Source organism: Methylorubrum sp. GM97, assembly GCF_024347855.1.
Classification (GTDB): Bacteria; Pseudomonadota; Alphaproteobacteria; order Rhizobiales; family Beijerinckiaceae; genus Methylobacterium; species Methylobacterium extorquens.
Window position 1 is genome coordinate 4,309,798 of the sequence record NZ_AP025942.1, and the last position, 20,158, is coordinate 4,329,955.

Consider the following 20,158-nt stretch of genomic DNA (forward strand, 5'->3'; position numbering starts at 1 on the left):
AGGCGCTACGCCTTCTTCTCGGGCAGGTTGAGCCGGATGTGCAGCTCGCGCAGCTGCTTCGGGGTCGCCTCGGCGGGCGCGCCCATCATCAGATCCTCGGCGCGCTGGTTCATCGGGAACAGCACGACCTCGCGGATGTTCGGCTCCTCGCAGAGCAGCATGACGATGCGGTCGACACCCGGCGCGATGCCGCCGTGCGGCGGGGCGCCGAGGCGCAGGGCGTTCAGCATGCCGCCGAACTTCTCCTCCAGCACGTCTCGGCCGTAGCCGGCGATGGCAAACGCCTTCTCCATCACGTCGGGGCGGTGGTTCCGGATCGCGCCCGAGGACAGCTCGATGCCGTTGCAGACGATGTCGTACTGGAACGCCTTGATCCCAAGGATCCTTTCGGAATCCGCCTCGCCCAGGGCGAGGAACTCGTCCCGGTCGAAGTTCGGCATCGAGAACGGGTTGTGGGAGAAGTCGATTTTCTTGTCTTCTTCGTTCCACTCGTACATCGGGAAATCGACGACCCAGCAGAAGGCGAACTGGTCCGTGTCGGAGAGCTTCAGCTCGTCGCCGATGCGGATGCGCGCCTTGCCGGCGAGCCCAGCCGCCTTCGCCTCGGTGCCGGCGGCGAAGAACACCGCGTCACCCGCCTTGGCGCCGGCCTTCTCGGCAATCCGCGCCTGGATCGCGGCGGGGATGAACTTGGCGATCGGCCCCTTGCCGGTGAGCGCCCCACCCTCTTCCTCGAACACGATGTAGCCGAGCCCCGGCGCGCCTTCCGAACGGGCCCAGTCGTTGAGCTTGTCGAAGAACGAGCGCGGCTGGCCGGCGGCGCCGGTGGCGGGGATGGCGCGCACCACGCCGCCCGACTTGATGACGCCCTTGAACGCCTTGAACTCCACCGCGTCGTCGGCGAACTCGTCCGTGACGTCGGCGATGATCAGCGGGTTGCGCAGGTCCGGCTTGTCGACGCCGTATTTCAGCATCGCGTCGGCGTAGGTGATGCGCGGGAATTCCTTGGTCACGCGCTTGCCGCCGGCGAATTCCTCGAACACGCCGCGCAGCACCGGCTCCACCGCCTGGAACACGTCCTCCTGCGTGACGAAGCTCATCTCGATGTCGAGCTGATAGAACTCGCCCGGTGAGCGGTCGGCGCGGGCATCCTCATCGCGGAAGCAGGGCGCGATCTGGAAGTAGCGATCGAAGCCCGCGATCATCGTGAGCTGCTTGAACTGCTGCGGCGCCTGCGGCAGCGCGTAGAACTTGCCCGGATGCACGCGGGACGGCACGAGATAGTCGCGCGCACCCTCCGGCGAGGAGGCGGTCAGGATCGGCGTCTGGAACTCAAAGAACCCGCCCTCGCGCATGCGGCGGCGGAGCGAATCCACGATCGCGCCGCGCTTCATGATGTTGGCGTGCAGCTTCTCCCGGCGCAGATCGAGGAAGCGGTACTTGAGCCGGGTCTCTTCCGGGTATTCCTGGTCGCCGAAGACGGGCAGCGGCAGCTCGCCCGCGGGCCCGAGCACTTCGAGGTCGTCGATATAGACCTCGACGCTACCGGTCGGCAGCTCTGCGTTCTCGGTGCCGGCGGGCCGCGTGCGCACGCGGCCATCGATGCGGATCACCCACTCGGAGCGGGCGGTCTCGGCCGCCTTGAAGGCCTTCGAGTCGGAATCGATCACGCACTGCGTCAGGCCGTAATGGTCGCGCAGGTCGATGAAGAGCACGCCGCCATGGTCGCGGATGCGGTGGCACCAGCCGGATAGGCGGACGGTCTGCCCGACATCGGACGGGCGGATCGCCCCGCAGGTATGGGTACGGTAACGGTGCATGGCGGGCTCTTGAGAATGAGCCGGCACCATTCACGGGAGGCGTTTCAAGTCAAGGTGAGGGCCGGCTTGCCGTGCCCCTTACCGTGCCCCTACTCCGCGGCGGCCAGCGTCACCTCGGGCACCGGCACGCCGATGTCGCGCAGCAGCTCGGCGTCGGCATCCGCCTCGTTGTTGGCGGTGGTGAGCAGGCGCTCGCCGTAAAAGATCGAGTTGGCGCCGGCCAGGAAGCACAGGATCTGCGCCTCGCGGGTCAAGCTCTTGCGGCCGGCGCTGAGGCGCACGCGGGCCTTGGGCATGACGATGCGGGCAGTGGCGCACATCCGCACGAGGTCGAGCGGATCGATCGGCGGGCGGTCTTCCAGCGGCGTGCCCTCGACGGCGACGAGCGCGTTGATCGGCACGCTCTCCGGGTGAGGGGCGTGGTTGGCGAGCACGAGCAGCATCTCGGCCCGGTCGCGCACCCGCTCGCCCATCCCGACGATGCCGCCGCAGCAGACGCCGATGCCGGCCTGCCGCACATGCTCCAGCGTCTGGAGCCGGTCGTCGTAGGTGCGGGTGGAGATGATGTCGCCGTAGAATTCCGGGCCGGTGTCGAGGTTGTGGTTGTAGGAGGTGAGCCCCGCTTCCGCGAGGCGCTGCGCCTGGCTCTGGGTCAGCATGCCGAGCGTCACGCAGGCTTCCATGCCGAGCCCGCGCACGCCGCGCACCATCTCCAGCACCGCATCGAAATCCGGCCCATCCTTGGGCTTGCGCCACGCCGCGCCCATGCAGAAGCGGTGCGCGCCATTGGCCTTGGCGGCGGCGGCCTCCTTCAGCACCGCGTCGACCGGCATCAGCCGCTCGCGGGGGAGGTTGGCGCCCTTGTGGTGGGCCGATTGCGGGCAGTAGGCGCAATCCTCGGGGCAGCCGCCGGTCTTGATCGACAGCAGGGCCGCCCGCTGGATGTCGGCGGGGTCGTTATGCGCCCGGTGCACGACGCCCGCCCGATGCACGAGATCGAGCAGCGGCATGTCGTGGATCGCCTGGATCTCGGCCAGGGTCCAATCATGCCGGATGGCGGCGGGGGAGGCGGTGAGGGAGACTACGGTGTCGCTCATGCGCTTCTTTGAGGGCGAAGGCGCGGAAAAAATCAAGCCTTGCGGCGGGAGAGCCCGGTCGCGAAGCGCCCGGCACGCGTTGCGCTCTGCCCTGATTCAGCAGGCATGCGCGTCGATCACCACGTAAGCTTGACCGTCATCGCATCCACAGGCAGCATGATCGGAGAAATGCAGATTTTAGGCGAGTCTTCTGATGTTCGCGGCCGATCGTCTGATCCTCGCAACGGCCGTCGCGCTGCTCTGTCCGTGGGCGGCGCAGGCCGCGTCGCTCTGCGAGCGCGCCGTGCTGCCGTTCCGTGCCATGGTGGCGGCCCTTAAAACAGAGCCGGGTGCCCAGGTGCTGCGGGATAACGGCTCGGTCATCGAGATCGAGGACCCGAAGCGCTTCATCATCTGGACGCTCTACAAGGCCCACGGCGATCAACCGGACGCCTATATCTGCCGAAGGGTCGTGCAGGAGGACGGGCAGGTGAAGATCTGGATGTCGGCCGAGTGCGTCGGACGGACCTTGAACTGCGACGGCCTGATCGGCCGCCTCCTCTTGGAGCAAAACCGCGCGACGGCCCCGCTGCGCCGGTGACCGGTCCGCCGCCGAGGAAGACGACCGGGCCGGTTCGACGGGGCCAAAGCCTCGTCGGCCCCGTCGGAGAGGCCTGTGCCGTGCGTCAGTTCGTCGGTTCGCCGGCGGCGACCTTGGCGGTCCAGTCGTCGAAGGCCACGACCCGCTGGCGCTGCTCGCCGAGGCCGTCGATGCGCAGCACCATCTCGTCGTCGCTTCTGAGGTAGCGCGGCGGCTTCATGCCGAGGCCAACGCCCGGCGGGGTGCCGGTGGTGATGACGTCGCCGGGCTCCAGCATCATGAAATGCGAGACGTAGGCGACGATCTGCGCCACGTCGAAGATCATCGTCGCGGTCGAGCCGGTCTGCATCCGCCGGCCGTTGAGATCGAGGCTCATCGAGAGGTTCTTCAGGTCCGGAATCTCGTCGAGGGTGACGAGCCAGGGGCCGAGCGGACCGAAGGTCGGGCAGCCCTTGCCCTTGGTCCAGGTGCCGCCGCGCTCCATCTGGAATTCGCGCTCGGACAGGTCGTTGCAGATGCACACGCCCGCCACGTAGCGCAGCGCCTCGTTGGCATGGACGTAGGAGGCGCGGGCGCCGATCACCACGGCGAGTTCCACCTCCCAGTCGGTCTTGGCCGAGGCTTTCGGCAGGATCACCGTGTCGTTGGGGCCGACGATGCAGGAGGGCGCCTTGTTGAAGATGATCGGCTCGGCCGGGATCGCGGCCCCGGTCTCGGCGGCGTGGTCGGCGTAGTTCAGGCCAATCGCCACGAAGTTGCGGGTGCCGCCGACGCAGGGGCCGAGGCGGGTGCCGGGCGGCAGCAGCGGCAGGGTTTCGGGGTCGATCCGCGCGAGCCGGTCGAGCGACTCCCGTGAGAGGCCCGGTCCGGCAAGATCGCGTAGGGTTCCCGACAGGTCGCGCAAGCCGCCCTTCGCGTCCACGAGGCCCGGCTTCTCGTCACCGCTCGCTCCGTGCCGGATCAACTTCATCGTCGGCGTCTCCGTCCTGCTCGAGGCTCAACTAGAGGTGCGCGAGCATGGCCGCGACCGATCCGGGGTGCAAGCGGCACCGCGCGATGACATTCACCGCACGGACAAGGGGAGGACCCTGGTTCCGTGACATAAATTCCTCAATTGATATATAATTCAGTTTTCGGTTTTCTTCCCCTAGACCGAATGCGCGTGATCCTCTTCCATCCCGGATGGGACTTGGGTCGCTAAGAAAACGCTTCGGAGAAAACGAATGACTGGGGGGACGATCCGCGCGCTCGGGCTCGCGGGGGCTGTCGCGGCCGTTTCGATGGCGGGCGCGGGCGGGGCGCAGGCCGGTGCCTTCGGCCTGCGCGAGCAGAGTGCACAGGGGTTGGGCGTCGCCTTCGCGGGTGCGGCGTCGGGCGGGGCGGGCGTCTCGTCGATCTTCTGGAACCCGGCGACGGTGACGATGCGGCCCGGCTTTGCCAGCGAGCAGAGCCTGAGCTTCATCAACCTGTCGGGGGAGATCACGCCGACGGTGGGGACCGCGCCGGGCCTGCTGCCGTTCGGCGCCTCCGGCGAGGTCGGGCAGGGCGCCGTGGTGCCGTCGGGCGCCACCTCCTACCAGCTCACCGACCGTCTCTGGGTCGGCATCCAGACCGGCGCGCCCTACGGCCTCGTCACCAAGCCGCGCCAGGATTGGGCGGGCTCGGTCTATGCCCGCTCCTCGCGGATCTTCTCGCTGGCCTTCAACCCGGTGGTCGGCTTCAAGGTCAACGACTGGCTGTCCATCGCCGCCGGCCCGAGCATCGAGTATTTCCGCCTGACCCTGCGCGCGGCCGTGCCGGTGTCCGGCACCTTCCCGGGCCTCTACCCGTCGGGTTTCATCAAGGGCGAGTCCTGGGGCGTGGGCTTCACCGCCGGTGTCCTGGTCACCCCCGCCGCCGGCACGGCGATCGGCGTCGGCTACCGCTCCTCGGTCCACCACGACATCGCGGGCTCGATCGGCTTCCCCGACCCGCGGCAGGCCATCGCCCTGGGGCAGGTGCGGGCCAACCTCAACACGCCCGAGAAGGTCAGCGTCGGCCTGACCCAGGCAATCAACCCGGTCACCCGGATCAATCTCGGCTTCGAGTGGGACAACTGGTCGAGGCTCGGCGATGTCGGCATCGTCTCGCGGGCGCTCGGCGTGACGGTCAACCACCTGCCGCTCAACTTCAAGGACTCGTTCTTCTACTCGATCGGTGCCGAGTACGACTGGTCGCCGAACCTGACCCTGCGGGCCGGCTTCGGCTACGACAACGTGCCGATCGACTTCTCGAACCGCTCGGCGCGCCTGCCCGACAGCGACCGCTACGTCGTCTCGATCGGCGGCAGCTATCGCTGGAGCGAGAAGGTGCTGCTGACGGCCAGCTACGCCCACGCCTTCTTCGACCGCGGTCTTCTCCTGGCGGGCCCCGGCCGCGATTACAACATCGGCAACATCCCGCTCGCGGCCTCCACCGATGTCAGCGCCGACGTCGTTTCGGTCGGGTTCCGCTACCAGTGGGACGCTCCCGCCGCCGTCGCCCCGGCCCCGCTGGTGCGCAAGTTCTGATCGGCTGATCGGCCGCGACACGCCCCGCGCCAGCCCGGCGCGGGGCGTTTTGATTCTCGAGCATCGTCCCGAAAGGTGGTTGCCGGCTTTCGGAAAAGGGCGATGCTCTAAGAGGCGAGGCGGACCGGCGCGGCGGGAACCGCCTCCCCGGCCAGCTCGGCATCGAGTTGCCCGGCGAGCGCGAAGAAGCGCTGCCGCACCTGCGCCGCGTGCGGGTTCGCGCGCTCGATGGCGTGGAACACGTCCGGCGCATCGTCCCGCACCATGCCGACCGCCTGCATCAGCAGATCGAAGCTGCGCGTCGTCATCCGCGTCGGCAGCGGCTCCATCGCCACCAGCACCTTGGCGATCAGGTGGGTCAGACCCTGGACCGAGGCCATCGCCCGGTCATGCGCCTCCGGGGTGGTCAGGATCACATCGAGCCCGAGCCCGCGCCGCAGGAAGGCCGCCGCCCTGAAGGCGCCCCGTCCGCGGATCGGGCAGACCGCGATCTTCAGGCCACGGATGCCGTCGCCCGCGCTCTGCGGCCCGAACAGCGGATGGGTCGCGAGGATCTCGACATCGGCGGGCAATCCCGCCGCCAGGATCGCGGCCGGCCCCGTCTTCACCGAGCCGACATCGACCACCAGCGTGCCCGGCCGCAGATGCGGGGCGAGGGCGCGCACCGCCTCGTCGAGGCGCGTCACGGGGGTGGCGAGGATCACCACGGGGCAGGCTGCCACACGCCGCAGGTCGGCTGCGACCGCCTCCGGCCCCGCCTGCGCCGCGATCAGCCCGGCCGGCAGGTACGGGTCGTGGATCGTCAGGCGGGCATGCGGCGCGAGATGGCGGGCGATCAGGCGGCCGAAGGCACCGAAGCCGACGAGACCGACCGACGGGGCAGGGAGGGAGGGATGCAGGGCAGACACTTTGTGACCTCGGATAAGGGGCGAGGTCGGCGGTCCGTTGCGGGATGTTCCATGATCCTCAAGCCGCCGACGACGCAGCGGCTGAAGACATGACGAGTCCGATGCCGCTTAAGGGAGCGGCGCGCGATACGCCTCGGAGAGGAAGAAGCCCGTCATGATGGCGCGGCTCTAGGGCAGGCGCGAGTCCGCCGTCAAGCGGCCTGCGTCCGGACGGTGGCGTCATGATGCTGTGAGAAAAAGGAATCTTCGGATTCGCAGTGTGGCGGCAGTGTTAGTACATAACCCAAGTTACGATGTGTGTTTCCGGTGTAAGAACGATAAAATTGAGCGGAATACCAACAGCATCACCTTAATCGGCGCAGCCTAAGCCGGCCTTTGGTTATCAGGCTTGCCGGTCTTCATGCTCAAAATCGTCGCCTGTGTCGCGAGCCAGCACGATTTCGGCCTTGTTGCCGTTTCGGCTGGGATCTGTCTGCTCGGCTGCTTCTCCACTGTCACCCTGATGGCCGAGGCTGCCAGGGCCGAGCGCCGGTCCGTTTCCCCCTGGCTGATCGCGGCGGCGTTCGTGTTCGGCTGCAGCGTCTGGTCGCTGCACTTCGTGGCGATGCTGGCGTTTCAGCCGGGTGCGCAGGCAGCCTACGGCCTTCTTCCCACCGCAGCCTCGATCGGGATTGCGGTCGCCGGGGCGCTGATCGCCTTCCTGATCTGGTGTCGGGCGGACCACGACCCGCTCAAGGTGGCGGCGGCCGGCCTAGTGCTGGCGGCGGCGATTTCGGGCATGCATTACGCGGGTGTGGGCGCGATGGCGGCCAACAGCCTGCTCGCCTTCGAGGAGGCCCTTGTCCACGCTTCGCTCGGGCTGTGCGCGACCCTTGCGGTGATCGCCCTCGCCCGGGCCGGCGATCTCGCCGGGCTCGGCCGCCGCATTGAGGTCAGCCTGTGGCTGGCGCTCGCGATCTGCGGCCTGCACTTCACCGGCATGACGGCGCTCACCGTCGCGCCCGCCACCCCGGTGGCGGGGGGCGGGGCCGTCCTCGGTTCGACGCAGCTCGGTCTCGCGGTAGGGCTCGTGAGCCTCGCCGTCCTCGGCGCCGGGCTCACGGCGCTGCTGATGCAGCAGCATCTCATGCGCCGCCGCATGGACGAGCTGAGCCGCATGCGCCTGCTCGGCAACCTCGCCCACGAGGTGCTGTTCATCCACCGCGAGGGCCGGGTGGTCGAGATCAATCAGGCGGGCCTGCGCCTGTTCGGGGCCCCGGCCTCCGAGATCATCGGCCGGCCGCTGCTCGACCTGTTCGCGGAGGCCGACGCTCCGGTTCTTCTGCGGCGCAGCCGGTGCCACCCGGAGGATCTGTTCCCGGAGGAGTTCGAGGTCCGTACCGCCGCCGGCATCGCCGTGCCGGTGGAACTCACCTGCCGCGCCATCGACTATCTTGGCCGGCCCGCCACGGCGGTGGCCCTGCGCGACCTCAGCCGGCGCCGCCGCGACGAGGCGCGCATCCGCCACCTCGCCTTGCACGACGCCCTGACCGACCTGCCCAACCGCACCCTGCTGGAGGAGCGCCTGGGGCTCGCCCTGGAGAATGCGGCCGAGAACGGGACGAGCGTGGCCCTGGCCTATCTCGACCTCGACCGGTTCAAGCCCGTCAACGATTTCCACGGCCACGCCGCGGGCGACGCCCTGCTGGTCCAGGCGGCCAAGCGCATGCTGGCCGAGCTGCGCCCGACCGACACCCTCGCCCGGATCGGCGGCGACGAGTTCGTCATCGTGCTGGCCCATACCCGCACCCTTGCGCAGGTTGCCGAGACCGCCGAGCGTCTGGTCGCGGCGCTCGGCCGCCCGTTCCAGATCGAGGGCCAGATCGGAGGCTCGGTCGAGGGCTTGCGCGTCGAGATCGGCGCCTCGGTGGGCATCGCTCTCTATCCCAGCGACGGCAGCACCGCCGAGAGCTTGAAGCGCGCCGCCGACACCGCCCTGTACCGGGTCAAGGACGAGGGCCGCGGCGCGGTGCGCTTCTTCGAGGCCGCGATGGACGAGCAGCTCCAGGCGCGCCGCCGGATCGAGCACGAGCTGAGCGGGGCGATCGCGCGGGGCGAATTGGCCCTCGACTACCAGCCGATCGTCAACGGCCGCACCGGCGAGATCGAGATCTTCGAGGCGCTGATCCGCTGGCACCACCCGGAGCGCGGCTGCGTGTTCCCGGCGGACTTCATCCCGCTCGCCGAACAGACCGACCAGATCGGGCGGATCGGCGCCTGGGTGCTCGACACCGCCTGCGCCGCCGCCGCAGCCTGGCCGCATCCCTGGCGGGTCTCGGTCAACGTTTCGCCGAAGCAGTTCCGCCAGCCGGGCTTCGCCGCCGGTGTGGCGGCGGTCCTCGGCCGCCACGGGCTCTCACCGGGGCGGCTGGTTCTGGAGATCACCGAGAGCGTGTTCATCCACGACGCGGCGACGGCGCTGACGGTGCTCACGGCGCTCCGCACCCTCGGCGTGCGCCTCGCGCTGGACGATTTCGGCACGGGTTATTCGAGCCTGAGCTACCTGCAGCGGTTCCAGTTCGACAAGATCAAGGTCGATCGGTCCTTCGTGCGCGGCCTCGGGCAGCACGCGGACGCCCTGACGATCGTGCGCGCGATCACCCATCTCGGGCACAATCTCGGCCTCACGGTCACGGTCGAGGGGGTGGAGACGCAAGAGCAGCTCACGGTTCTGCGCGAACTCGGCTGCGACCAGATGCAGGGCTACCTGTTCGCCCGGCCCGCTCCGATGACGAACCTGTCGGAGACCGGCCCCTCGGATCGGGCGCGGCTGCGGGCCTTGTTCTCGAACGAGGCCGCCCGGGCCTACGCGTGAGGGATGGGCGGACGCGATGGTCCGCCCAAGTTTGATCGGGGCCTTTTCGATCGGAGCTTTGCCTCAGGGCGCGCGATGACGAGCGCCCTGCCGGGAAACGCTCAGGCCGCTTCCCGCTCCGGCGCCAGGCGGCGGCGGGCGTTCTCCCACCAGCTCCGCTCGCGCTGCGCCTCCGCTTCCGCCGCCTTGGCGGCGTAGAAGGACGCGTTGTGCTCGCCGCGCAGCGCCTCGCGGGTGAAGCGGATCAGGTGGTGGGCGACGAAGCCCATGTTGAACACCGCCTCGATCTGCCCGCGCTTCAGCGCGTGGCCCGCCGCCCGCCAGAACGGCCGGCGGTAATCGGAGAACAACCCCACCCGCGTGATGATGTTGAAGCCGAGGATCAGGCCGCGGCGCAGGTTGGTCTTGGTGAGCTTGCCCTTGGTCGGCGTGACGATGCGGTTGCCGTAGGTCACGTCGCACTGGTGCTTGAAGCGCTCGAACAGGTGCTCGGGGTGTAGGCGTGGGCGATGGCCCGGCGCCAGGAGTTCACCACCGTGTCGTGCGGGCGCTTGAACAGCACGTTCGATTCCAGGCTCGCATCGTGCAGGAGCCGGCCCTCGCGCTGCAGCCGGTCCCAGAGCGGCGTCTTGGGCAGCGCCTGGAGCAGGTTGATCGTCAGCACCGGGATCGCGGACTTGTCGATGAAGTCGATCAGGTTCTGCTCGGACTTGTCGGAATCCGAGTCGAGGCCGAGGATGATGCCCGAGGTCACTTCCAGCCCGTAGCTGTTGAGCGTCTCGATCGCCTCGTACATCGGCACGGCGGCGTTGTGGGTCTTGTCGATGCCCTTGAGCGCGTCGGCCTCCGGCGTCTCGATGCCGACGAACACCGTCATGAAGTTGGCTTGCCGCATCAGCTCGAGGATCTCGGGCTGCTTGGCCATGTTCAGCGTCGCCTCGCAGGCGAACTGGAGCGGGTAGTTGTTCTTCTTCTGCCATTCCACGAGATGCGGCAGCATCTCGCGGGTCGCCTTGCGGTTGGCGATGAAGTTGTCGTCGACGAAGTAGACCACCGCCGGGTGGCCCGGCTGGCTGATGATCGCGTCGAGTTCGGCGCACATCTGCTCCGGGCTCTTCAGCCGCGGCTGGCGGCCGTAGAGCTGCGGGATGTCGCAGAACTCGCAGCGATACGGGCAGCCCGAGGAGAACTGAAGGGAGCCGATCAGGTAGCGCTTGAGCGGCGCGGCCTCGTAGGCCGGGGCCGGGAAGTCGGACAGCGCCAGCCGCTCCTTGGTGTCGAGCACGACCTGCGCCGCCGGCCGCGACAGGTCGCGGTCGAGGATCTCGATGAGGCGGTCGGTGGCGTCGCCGATCTCGCCGACATGCAGGTAGTCGAAGTCCGGGTACTTCTCCGGCGCGCCCGACACCGAGGGGCCGCCGAGCGCCGCGACCTTGCCGGCGGCGTGCGCCCGCCGGCCGATATCGTGGATCTGGCCCTCCTGGATATGCATGCCCGAGACGAACACGGCATCGGCCCAGGCGAAGTCCTTGGCCGAGGCGGGCCGGATGTTCTCGTCAACGAAGCGGCATTCCCAGGTCTCGGGCATGTAGGCCGCGATCAGCAGGAGCCCCTGGGGCGGCATGAACGCCTTCACGCCGCCCATCAGTGGGTAGGCGTGGGAGAACGTCCCGAAGGACGGCGTGTAGGCGGGAAAGACGCACAGGATGCGCCGGCGGGACGAGACGGAAAGGGAGCATCGCATGGCTTCCTATCTAGCACAGCCCAGCCCGTTGGCGTCCCCTCTTTCCGCATCGAAGCGCGTTCAAGACCCCGTGCGATGCAACGTCGCCGGGTCCGCGCGGAGCGACTGCGAACCCTCCCGCGTATCGGGGCCGCCGACCTGTCCGCGTGCCCGCAATGCGTGTTGCGCGAAGGGCACAGTGAGGATCTCGGGGAGCACTGGAAACGCCGCCATGCGGTGAGCGCATCGGGCGAGGGTTCCGACCTGGGGGACGGCGCCGCGCCGGAGGCGGGCGCGAGGATTCTTCGCCCTCTCTCGCCGTTCCCTGAGGGCCGGCAAGGCCTTGCCACCGGACGGAGAGGGGGTGGCGCGGACAGCCCTGGCCGGACCGATGGCTTCAGAATAATCGACTATATAAAACACAAACTCACGTCACTTTTATGACGAAAAAATAGTGAAAAATATTGGATTAAGTCAGTCTAGCAGCCGTAATATAAGTAATGAGCCCGGAAATCCCTCGGGTTTTATTCAAGATAACTTTTAATCCTTCCGGCGGGGTGCTATCGGCCAAGCATGGCTGTGGGGCAGGCCGCCGGGATCGCTAAGCGATTGAGCCGACTAACGACTTCGCCGGGCGCCGCAGATGCTGCGGGCCGGTCGGCGCGGGTGGTTCGATCGGCCGTCCGGGGTTCGCGCTGCGCCAGAAGATCCGCAACCGAGGACTGGGCGCGTTCCAACACAACACGGCGAGCGTCATCACGCCGGCCCGGAACGCGGCAAAGGGGGTTCGAGAGATGAAACGACGTCTTCTGACCGCGCTGCTCTTATCGAGCGCTCTGGTGCTGCCATGCGCTCAGGCGCAGGCTCAGACAGTCGCTGAGCTTCAGCGGCAGATCAACGAACTCAAGGCGCTGATCAAGGCGCAGTCGGAGGCGCAGGGCAGAGGTGGGCGGGGGCCGCTACGGCAGGCGAACGCCCGCAACACCGATGCCGGCACCTTCCCGGCAGCCGGGCGCCCGAAGGAATCCGCGATCGGGCAGCCGGCCGCGCCCGGCCCGGTCCCGCACCGCTTCGCCATCGACGAGCCGGAGACGTGGTACGACGCGCTGGTGCCGCCCGCGCCGCAGCTGCTGGCCGACGGGCCGAACCACAGCGCCCGGCCCAAGACCTGGTTCGAGCGCCTCTCGCTGCGCGGCTACACCCAGCTGCGCGGCAACGAGTTCCTGTCCGGTGACGACACCGCGCCCTCCGGCGTCTCGCGCCTGCGCTCGGTCCACGACAGCGGCATCACCGACCGCAACAACTTCACCTTCCGCCGCGTGCGCTTGGTCCTGCAGGGCGACATCCACGAGCGGGTGTTCCTGTACATCCAGCCCGACTTCGCGGTCGGCGTGGGCGACCGCCAGCACTTCACGCAGCTGCGCGACGCCTATGCCGACGTGTTCCTCGACGACGAGCGCCGCACCAAACTGCGCTTCGGCCAGCAGAAGGTGCCCTACGGCTGGGAAAACCTGCAATCCTCGCAGAACCGCCTGACACTCGACCGTTCCGACGCGATCAACAGCGGCGTGCCCGGCGAGCGCGATATCGGTATCACGTTCTACTACACCCCTGCGCACGTGCAGCGCATCTGGGATCGTCTGGCCAAGGGCGGCCAGAAGCTGTTCGGCAATTACGGTGCCCTGGGCGTCGGTATCTACAACGGCCAGACCATCAACCGGGTCGAGGGCAACAACGACCTGATGACGGTCATGATGGCGACCTGGCCGTTCGAACTCGACGGGCTCGGCGAGGCGTTCAAGGGGCAGGTGGTGGAAGTCGGCGGCTCGGCCTACCGCAACCGCTTCCGGCCCGAAGCGACCTTCGGTTCCTCCACCGCCCTGGGCAACACCTTCGACGACGAGCGCGTCGGCGTGCACGCGATGCTGTACCCGCAGCCCTTCGGCCTTCAGGGTGAGTGGAACTGGGGACGCGGCCCCGAATTCGATCCCGTGGCCCGGGCGATCCTGACCAAGCCGCTCCAGGGCGGCTACGTCCAGGCGATGTACAAGGTCGACCATTCGCCGGTCGGCCCGTTCATGCCCTACATCCGCTGGCAGACCTATGATGGCGGCTGGAAGGTCGGGACGAACGCGCCGCGGCTCGACACCGATGAGTTGGAGCTCGGCGTCGAGTTCCAGCCGATCAAGTCGGTGGAGCTGACGCTCGCCTACGCCAACATGAAGCGCCGCGAGGCCAGCAGCAGCCGCTTCGGCCGGGCCGAGGGCGACCTGTTCCGCGGACAGCTCCAGATCAACTACTGATCGCGGAGCGGGGCTCAGCGAGCCGTCCTGGGCGGTTCGAGGCTCAGGCCTCGGACCGCTTCGACAGCAGCGCGGCGCGGCTCGCGCCCTTGCCGCCCTCGCTGTCCGGGTTACGCAACTCGCGCATCCCCGGCAGGTGGCCGTCCACGAGGAACACGAACACCACCAGCGCCAACAACACCTTCGAGGCCATCGCCCGCAAGATCCCCTGCTTTTGTGCGCTGCGGTGTAAGGCCGCCGCCCATGGTCGGGGATGCGCTGGCGCACACGGGCTCCGCGCCGCGGCGGACGCGGCGCGGGCAGAGTCAAGGATCAGTTAAGGCGAGGGCGTGCCTCCGGCCGGGGCCCATGCCTGCCCGCACACGCTCGGGCCCTCGTCTGCTTCCTTGCCTGCGACGGAAAAGTCGCATTGCGGGACTTGGCAGGCGGCTTGCACGCCGCTATAGACCGCGCTCCACGATTTCAACCATTGAAAGGGATCGGCCAATCGGTCGGTTTCCATTCGAGATGCCGTTCGGGCAACCGGACGGTGATGGCCGGGATGGTCTTGGAGCTTCTGCTCCGAGCGCCGTTTCCGGCTATGTCCTGTCCGAGACTGCAGGCGCCGGGCGACCGGCTTAATCGGCGACAGCCTGCACAGACGGGGAAGACCGAATTTTTCTACGTCTTCCTCCGGGGCCGTCAGGCGCCGGCGGGAGACCTCGGTTTGAACCAATCTCACCCGCGAGGGGCCCCAGCGGCGCTTCAAAGGGACAGGGCCGTGAGACGTCGTCCGCGACGGTTCCGGCTTCTACGCCGAGATCCGTTCCGGGCGGCAAGTGCAACCGGCGGGCCTGTCTCAGGTTCCGCCAACCGGAGAGAGCACAGTGGACCGGACAGCTAAAGCTGATCTCGTCTCGACGCTCAACGGCGTGTTCAATGCGAACGCCGTGGTCGTCGTGGCCCACTACAAAGGCCTCACGGTCGCCGACATGCAGAAGCTGCGCTCGCAGATGAAGCAGGCCGGCGCCACCGTGAAGGTCGCCAAGAACCGGCTCGCCAGCATCGCTCTCGATGGCACGGACGTCGCCTCCATCAAGCCCCTCCTGAAGGGCCCGACCCTGCTCGCTTACTCGAGCGATCCGGTCGCGGCCGCCAAGGTTGCGGTGGACTTCGCCAAGACGAACGACAAGCTCGTGATTCTCGGCGGCGCCATGGGAACGACTGCCCTGAACCCGGACGGCGTGAAGGCGCTCGCCTCGCTCCCGTCCCTCGACGAACTGCGCGCCAAGCTCGTGGGCCTCATCCAGGCTCCCGCGACCAAGGTCGCCCAGGTCGTCAACGCGCCGGCGGCCAAGCTCGCCCGCGTGTTCGGGGCCTATGCCAAGAAGGACGAGGCGGCCTGAGCCGTTTCTCCCCCATAAACCGACCCGTTCAAACCGATACACCAAAGGAACACGCACATGGCTGATCTCGCCAAGATCGTCGAGGACCTCTCCTCGCTGACCGTTCTCGAGGCCGCCGAGCTCGCCAAGCTCCTCGAAGAGAAGTGGGGCGTCTCGGCTGCTGCCGCCGTCGCCGTCGCCGCTGGCCCGGCCGCCGGTGCTGGCGCCGCTGCCGTCGAAGAGCAGACCGAGTTCACGGTCGTGCTCGCTTCGGCCGGCGACAAGAAGATCGAGGTCATCAAGGAGGTCCGCGCGATCACCGGCCTCGGCCTCAAGGAAGCCAAGGACCTCGTCGAGGGCGCGCCCAAGCCCGTCAAGGAAGGCGCGACCAAGGACGAGGCCGAGAAGCTCAAGGCCCAGCTCGAGAAGGCCGGCGCCAAGGTCGAGCTCAAGTAATCCGTCGATGGGCCGAGACCGGCCCATCGCATCCGGCGCGCGCTCTTCGAGGGCGCGCCGGCCAGACGCCCGCGGGCTCCGGCTCGCGGGCTAACGCTGCTTCGGGCGGCCGTCGTTCCTGAAGGCAGGAATGGGCGGCGAACGGAGACAAATTCGGTTCGGGTGGGCTGATCGTCCGGCGGGACGGCCCTTCGGGTCCGGTGATGGGAGGCGGTCCGCCTTCCCCGGGCACCCTACGCTGAGGTGGTGGAGCGAGGTCTCATGGCCAATACGCTGGTCGGTCGCAAGCGCATTCGCAAGTTCTTCGGTAAGATCCGGGAAGTCGCCGAGATGCCGAACCTCATCGAGGTTCAAAAGGCGTCCTACGACCAGTTCCTGATGGTGGACGAGCCCGAGGGCGGGCGTGCCGACGAGGGCCTGCAGAGCGTCTTCAAGTCGGTCTTCCCGATCTCCGACTTCGCCTCGACGGCGCTGCTCGAGTTCGTGCGGTACACCTTTGAACAGCCGAAATACGACGTCGACGAGTGCCGCCAGCGCGGCATCACCTTCGCGGCCCCGCTCAAGGTGACGCTGCGGCTCATCGTGTTCGATGTGGACCCCGATACCGGCGCCAAGTCGGTCAAGGACATCAAGGAGCAGGATGTCTACATGGGCGACATGCCGCTCATGACGGACAACGGCACCTTCATCGTCAACGGCACCGAGCGCGTCATCGTCTCGCAGATGCACCGCTCGCCGGGCGTGTTCTTCGACCACGACAAGGGCAAGACCCATTCGTCCGGCAAGCTGCTGTTCGCCGCCCGCATCATCCCCTACCGGGGCTCCTGGCTCGACGTCGAGTTCGACGCCAAGGACATCGTGCACGTCCGCATCGACCGCAAGCGCAAGCTGCCGGTCACCTCGCTGCTGTTCGCGCTCGGCCTCGACGGCGAAGAGATCCTCTCGACCTTCTACAACCGCGTCGCCTACCAGCGTGACGGGGCGGATTGGCGCGTGCCGTTCGACGCCGAGCGCCTCAAGGGCTTCAAGGCCTCGGTCGATCTCATCGACGCCGATTCCGGCGAGGTCGTGCTGGAGGCGGGCAAGAAGCTCAACGCCCGCAACGCGCGTCTGATCGGCGAGAAGGGCACCAAGTTCCTGCGCGCCGCGGACGAGGATCTGATCGGCCAGTACATCGCTGAAGACCTCGTCAACATGAAGACGGGCGAGATCTGGGCCGAGGCCGGCGACGAGATTTCCGAGAAGCTCCTCAAGAGCCTCGACGATGTCGGCGTCACCGAGCTGCCTGTGCTCGACATCGACCACGTCAATGTCGGCCCCTACATCCGCAACACGCTGGCGGTGGACAAGAACTCCGCCCGCGAAGGCGCGCTGTTCGACATCTACCGGGTCATGCGTCCCGGCGAGCCGCCGACGCTCGACACCGCCGAGGCGATGTTCCACTCGCTGTTCTTCGATTCCGAGCGCTACGACCTCTCGGCGGTCGGCCGCGTGAAGATGAACATGCGCCTCGACCTCGACGCCGCCGACACCGTGCGGACGCTGCGCCGCGAGGACATGCTCGCGGTCGTCAAGGCGCTGGTCGATCTGCGCGACGGCAAGGGCGAGATCGACGACATCGACCACCTCGGCAACCGCCGTGTCCGCTCGGTCGGCGAGCTGATGGAGAACCAGTACCGTCTGGGCCTCCTGCGGATGGAGCGCGCCATCAAGGAGCGCATGTCCTCGGTCGATATCGACACGGTGATGCCGCAGGATCTCATCAACGCGAAGCCCGCCGCGGCGGCGGTGCGCGAGTTCTTCGGCTCGTCGCAGCTCTCGCAGTTCATGGACCAGACCAACCCGCTGTCGGAAGTGACGCACAAGCGCCGCCTCTCGGCGCTTGGCCCAGGCGGTCTGACCCGCGAGCGCGCCGGCTTCGAGGTGCGCGACGTGCACCCGACCCATTACGGCCGCATCTGCCCGATCGAGACCCCGGAAGGCCCGAATATCGGCCTGATCAACTCGCTGGCGACCTTCGCCCGCGTGAACAAGTACGGCTTCATCGAGACGCCGTTCCGCCGGGTGAAGGACGGCGTGGTGACCGACGAGGTCGCCTACCTCTCCGCCATGGAAGAGGCGAAGTACTACGTCGCCCAGGCCAATGCTGGCATGGACGAGGGCCGCAAGCTGACGGACGACCTCGTGGTCTGCCGCCGCGCGGGCGAGGTCATCGTGGTCGCCCCCGACCGCGTCGATCTCATGGACGTCTCGCCGAAGCAGCTCGTCTCGGTCGCCGCGGCGCTGATCCCGTTCCTTGAGAACGACGACGCCAACCGCGCGCTGATGGGCTCGAACATGCAGCGCCAGGCGGTGCCGCTGGTTCGCGCCGACGCGCCCTTCGTCGGCACCGGCATGGAGGCCGTGGTCGCCCGCGACTCGGGTGCTGCCATCGCCGCCCGCCGCTCCGGCATCGTCGATCAGGTGGACGCCACCCGTATCGTCATCCGTGCCTCGGAAGAGACCGACCCGACCAAGCCCGGCGTCGACATCTACCGCCTGCAGAAGTTCCAGCGCTCCAACCAGTCGACCTGCATCACGCAGAAGCCGCTGGTGCGCGTCGGCGAGCCGGTGAAGAAGGGCGAGATCATCGCCGACGGTCCCTCGACCGAGTTCGGTGAGCTCGCGCTCGGCCGCAACGTGCTCGTCGCGTTCATGCCGTGGAACGGCTACAACTTCGAGGACTCGATCCTGCTCTCCGAGCGGATCGTGAAGGATGACGTGTTCACCTCGATCCACATCGAGGAATTCGAGGTGATGGCCCGCGACACCAAGCTGGGTCCGGAGGAGATCACCCGCGACATCCCGAACGTCTCGGAAGAGGCGCTCAAGAACCTCGACGAGGCCGGCATCGTCTATATCGGCGCCGAGGTGCATGCCGGCGACATCCTCGTCGGCAAGATCACGCCGAAGGGCGAGAGCCCGATGACGCCGGAGGAGAAGCTCCTGCGCGCCATCTTCGGCGAGAAGGCGTCGGACGTGCGCGACACCTCGCTCCGGGTTCCCCCGGGCGTGACCGGCACGATCGTCGAGGTGCGGGTGTTCAACCGCCACGGCGTCGACAAGGACGAGCGCGCCCAGGCGATTGAGCGCGAGGAGATCGAGCGTCTCGCCAAGGACCGCGACGACGAGCAGACCATCCTCGACCGCAACACCTATGCCCGCTTGGCCGAGGTGCTGATCGGTCAGTCGCCGATCGCCGGCCCGAAGGGCTTCCGCAAGGACACCACGCTGACCCGCGAGATCATCAGCGAGTATCCCCGCTCGCAATGGTGGCAGTTCGCCGTCGTCGACGACCGTATGATGACGGAAATCGAGGCGATGCAGAAGCAGTACGACGAGTCGAAGAAGCGCCTCGAGCAGCGCTTCCTCGACAAGGTCGAGAAGCTGCAGCGCGGCGACGAGCTTCCGCCCGGCGTCATGAAGATGGTCAAGGTCTTCGTGGCGGTGAAGCGCAAGATCCAGCCCGGCGACAAGATGGCCGGCCGCCACGGCAACAAGGGTGTCGTGTCGCGCATCGTGCCGATCGAGGACATGCCGTTCCTCGAGGACGGCACGCATGCCGACATCGTGCTCAACCCGCTCGGCGTGCCCTCGCGCATGAATGTCGGCCAGATCCTGGAAACCCATCTGGGCTGGGCGGCTGCGGGCTTGGGTCGCAAGGTCTCCAAGGCGGTCGATGCCTATTTGAAGAACCAGGACATCGCGCCGCTGCGGGCTGAGATGGAAGCGATCTACTCGCCGTCCGAACTCGAGGGGCTGTCCGACGAGGCTCTGGCCGAGGCGGGCAACAACGTGCGCCGCGGCGTGCCGATGGCCACCCCGGTGTTCAACGGCGCCAAGGAAGCCGACATCGAGACGATGCTGGAGATGGCCGGGCTCGACCGCTCGGCGCAGTCGACGCTCTACGACGGTCGCACCGGCGAGCCCTTCGACCGCAAGGTCACCATGGGCTACATCTACATGCTGAAGCTGCACCACCTCGTGGACGACAAGATCCACGCGCGCTCGATCGGCCCGTACTCGCTCGTCACCCAGCAGCCGCTGGGCGGTAAGGCGCAGTTCGGCGGTCAGCGCTTCGGTGAGATGGAGGTTTGGGCGCTGGAGGCCTATGGCGCGGCCTACACGCTGCAGGAGATGCTCACGGTGAAGTCGGACGACGTGGCCGGCCGCACCAAGGTCTACGAGGCGATCGTCCGCGGCGACGACACGTTCGAGGCCGGCATCCCCGAATCCTTCAACGTGCTCGTCAAGGAGATGCGCTCGCTCGGCCTCAACGTCGAGCTCACCTCCTCCAAGCAGCAGCAGGCGGCCAACGACCAGATCGAGCCGCCGGCCGACGCCGCCGAGTAACGACAGCCATCACCTCCCGCGGCGGTGCCTTTCCCGAGGCCCCGCCGCGGTCGAGCAGGAAGGGGCGGGGCCTTCCCAAGCACGACGACGGCCAGCGGCGCTCCGGACGAGC

At 67.8% G+C, this 20,158-nt stretch carries 12 protein-coding genes and 1 pseudogene; 7 read left to right on the forward strand and 6 right to left on the reverse strand.

All coding sequences use genetic code 11. The features are described from left to right. Positions 1-5: 5 nt before the first annotated feature. Both aspS and bioB read right to left on the reverse strand, forming a co-directional pair. Positions 6-1,820: an aspartate--tRNA ligase gene (gene aspS, locus MSPGM_RS20205; RefSeq protein WP_003597520.1), complete on the reverse strand. Its 1,815-nt coding sequence runs from the start codon at positions 1,818-1,820 to the stop codon at positions 6-8. A gap of 89 nt (positions 1,821-1,909) precedes the next feature. Beyond that, complete coding sequence (gene bioB / locus MSPGM_RS20210; RefSeq protein WP_003597522.1) at positions 1,910-2,917, reverse strand: biotin synthase BioB; 1,008 nt, start codon at positions 2,915-2,917, stop codon at positions 1,910-1,912. Positions 2,918-3,110: 193 nt separating this feature from the next. Here bioB and MSPGM_RS20215 point away from each other — a divergent pair, with 193 nt between their 5' ends. Continuing rightward, positions 3,111-3,497: a hypothetical protein gene (locus tag MSPGM_RS20215; protein ID WP_003597524.1), complete on the forward strand. Its 387-nt coding sequence runs from the start codon at positions 3,111-3,113 to the stop codon at positions 3,495-3,497. 85 nt (positions 3,498-3,582) lie between these two features. Here MSPGM_RS20215 and MSPGM_RS20220 read toward each other — a convergent pair whose 3' ends face one another. Then, on the reverse strand, positions 3,583-4,467 hold the full coding sequence (locus tag MSPGM_RS20220; RefSeq protein ID WP_003597525.1) for a fumarylacetoacetate hydrolase family protein: 885 nt from the start codon (positions 4,465-4,467) through the stop codon (positions 3,583-3,585). A gap of 253 nt (positions 4,468-4,720) precedes the next feature. Here MSPGM_RS20220 and MSPGM_RS20225 point away from each other — a divergent pair, with 253 nt between their 5' ends. After that, complete coding sequence (locus tag MSPGM_RS20225) at positions 4,721-6,046, forward strand: OmpP1/FadL family transporter (protein WP_003597526.1); 1,326 nt, start codon at positions 4,721-4,723, stop codon at positions 6,044-6,046. A gap of 107 nt (positions 6,047-6,153) precedes the next feature. On the opposite strand, the gene MSPGM_RS20230 is transcribed toward MSPGM_RS20225, so the two are convergent. After that, complete coding sequence (locus MSPGM_RS20230; protein ID WP_003597528.1) at positions 6,154-6,954, reverse strand: prephenate dehydrogenase/arogenate dehydrogenase family protein; 801 nt, start codon at positions 6,952-6,954, stop codon at positions 6,154-6,156. Between the two features lie 400 nt (positions 6,955-7,354). Between MSPGM_RS20230 and MSPGM_RS20235 the strand changes: the two genes are divergently transcribed. Then, positions 7,355-9,808 carry an EAL domain-containing protein gene (locus MSPGM_RS20235; protein WP_003597530.1) on the forward strand — a complete coding sequence of 818 codons (2,454 nt, stop codon included), beginning with the start codon at positions 7,355-7,357 and terminating at the stop codon, positions 9,806-9,808. 101 nt (positions 9,809-9,909) lie between these two features. Here MSPGM_RS20235 and MSPGM_RS20240 read toward each other — a convergent pair. Next, positions 9,910-11,552, reverse strand: a pseudogene (locus tag MSPGM_RS20240) (B12-binding domain-containing radical SAM protein). A 773-nt stretch (positions 11,553-12,325) separates the two neighbouring features. Between MSPGM_RS20240 and MSPGM_RS20245 the strand changes: the two are divergent. After that, a complete protein-coding gene (locus tag MSPGM_RS20245) occupies positions 12,326-13,834 on the forward strand; it encodes a porin (RefSeq protein WP_003597532.1) in 1,509 nt (502 codons plus the stop codon). Between the two features lie 43 nt (positions 13,835-13,877). Here MSPGM_RS20245 and MSPGM_RS20250 read toward each other — a convergent pair whose 3' ends face one another. Continuing rightward, entirely contained in the window at positions 13,878-14,027 is a 150-nt protein-coding gene (locus tag MSPGM_RS20250) for a hypothetical protein (protein WP_003597535.1), read from the reverse strand. A 673-nt stretch (positions 14,028-14,700) separates the two neighbouring features. Between MSPGM_RS20250 and rplJ the strand changes: the two genes are divergently transcribed. The 3 genes from rplJ (at position 14,701) to rpoB (ending at position 20,046) form a co-directional block, all read left to right on the forward strand. Next, on the forward strand, positions 14,701-15,219 hold the full coding sequence (gene rplJ, locus MSPGM_RS20255) for a 50S ribosomal protein L10 (RefSeq protein WP_003597538.1): 519 nt from the start codon (positions 14,701-14,703) through the stop codon (positions 15,217-15,219). A gap of 57 nt (positions 15,220-15,276) precedes the next feature. Continuing rightward, entirely contained in the window at positions 15,277-15,654 is a 378-nt protein-coding gene (gene rplL / locus MSPGM_RS20260; protein WP_003597539.1) for a 50S ribosomal protein L7/L12, read from the forward strand. 261 nt (positions 15,655-15,915) lie between these two features. Then, entirely contained in the window at positions 15,916-20,046 is a 4,131-nt protein-coding gene (gene rpoB, locus MSPGM_RS20265) for a DNA-directed RNA polymerase subunit beta (RefSeq protein ID WP_003597540.1), read from the forward strand. Positions 20,047-20,158: the final 112 nt, after the last annotated feature.

What these genes read in the sequence shown, in the direction of transcription:
- aspS (WP_003597520.1), bottom strand. Translation starts at nt 1,820, where the DNA reads ATGCACCGTTACCGTACCCATACCTGCGGGGCGATCCGCCCGTCCGAT.
- bioB (WP_003597522.1), bottom strand. Translation starts at nt 2,917, where the DNA reads ATGAGCGACACCGTAGTCTCCCTCACCGCCTCCCCCGCCGCCATCCGG.
- MSPGM_RS20215 (WP_003597524.1), top strand. Translation starts at nt 3,111, where the DNA reads ATGTTCGCGGCCGATCGTCTGATCCTCGCAACGGCCGTCGCGCTGCTC.
- MSPGM_RS20220 (WP_003597525.1), bottom strand. Translation starts at nt 4,467, where the DNA reads ATGAAGTTGATCCGGCACGGAGCGAGCGGTGACGAGAAGCCGGGCCTC.
- MSPGM_RS20225 (WP_003597526.1), top strand. Translation starts at nt 4,721, where the DNA reads ATGACTGGGGGGACGATCCGCGCGCTCGGGCTCGCGGGGGCTGTCGCG.
- MSPGM_RS20235 (WP_003597530.1), top strand. Translation starts at nt 7,355, where the DNA reads ATGCTCAAAATCGTCGCCTGTGTCGCGAGCCAGCACGATTTCGGCCTT.
- MSPGM_RS20245 (WP_003597532.1), top strand. Translation starts at nt 12,326, where the DNA reads ATGAAACGACGTCTTCTGACCGCGCTGCTCTTATCGAGCGCTCTGGTG.
- MSPGM_RS20250 (WP_003597535.1), bottom strand. Translation starts at nt 14,027, where the DNA reads ATGGCCTCGAAGGTGTTGTTGGCGCTGGTGGTGTTCGTGTTCCTCGTG.
- rplL (WP_003597539.1), top strand. Translation starts at nt 15,277, where the DNA reads ATGGCTGATCTCGCCAAGATCGTCGAGGACCTCTCCTCGCTGACCGTT.
- rpoB (WP_003597540.1), top strand. Translation starts at nt 15,916, where the DNA reads ATGGCCAATACGCTGGTCGGTCGCAAGCGCATTCGCAAGTTCTTCGGT.